Raw genomic sequence first — 759 nt, 5'->3', positions numbered from 1 at the left:
GGCGTGGAGTGGGCGGAGTGGACCGGGTCTTCCTCCGGTGCGGGCGGTTCCGCTGTGGTGGTGGGTGGTGCGCTGGACGGCGCGGGGCTGGCGGCCGGTCTGGCCGGCGCGGGCACGGTGGTGGCGGGGCTGCGGGAGGTGGCGGAGGTACCGGACTGGCTGCTGGTGTGCTGTTCCTCGGCCGGTGCCGCCGACGTGCCCGGCACGGTGCGGGCGTCGGTCGGCGGTGTGCTGGAGCTGATCCGGGAGTGGAGCGGCGGCCGGCTGGCGGACGCGCGGCTGATGGTGGCCGTGCGGGGCGGCGTGGAGGTCGCGGCGGTGCGGGGGGTGGTGCGTACCGCGCAGGCGGAGTTCCCGGACCGGATCGTGCTGGTCGAGGTGGACGGGCCGGAGCCGGTGCCGTGGGGTGCCGTGTGGGGTGCGGTGGACGCCGGGGAGGCGGAGCTGACCGTCCGCGGCGGCGCCGTCCACGTGCCGCGCCTGGTGCGGCTGTCCGACCCCGGGGAAGGCGCCGACACCGCTGCTCTGGACGGCGGCACGGTGCTGGTGACCGGCGGCACCGGTTTCCTGGGCGGGGTGGTGGGCCGCTGGCTGGTCCGCGACCTGGGTGCCGGGCGTGTGGTCCTGGTGTCGCGTTCCGGTGAGGCGGGGGCGGGCGCCAAGGAGCTGAAGGACGAACTCGAGGCGCTGGGCGCCCGGGCGGACGTGGTGGCCTGCGATGTGGCCGACCGTGACGCCCTGGCCCGCGTGATCGCGGGC

Annotated in this window: 1 protein-coding gene; it reads left to right on the top strand. The window is 77.3% G+C overall.

Annotated features, from left to right (window positions below):
• Positions 1-60: 60 nt before the first annotated feature.
• Positions 61-759 (top strand): KR domain-containing protein (locus JL475_RS39245; RefSeq protein WP_202282963.1); only part of this gene is annotated, 699 nt, incomplete at its 3' end.

It is taken from the genome of Streptomyces sp. M2CJ-2 (genome assembly GCF_016757295.1).
In the GTDB taxonomy this organism is placed as follows: domain Bacteria; phylum Actinomycetota; class Actinomycetes; order Streptomycetales; family Streptomycetaceae; genus Streptomyces.
The sequence above is the reverse complement of the archived record's forward strand: the minus strand, read 5'-3'. Positions and strand labels throughout refer to the sequence as shown.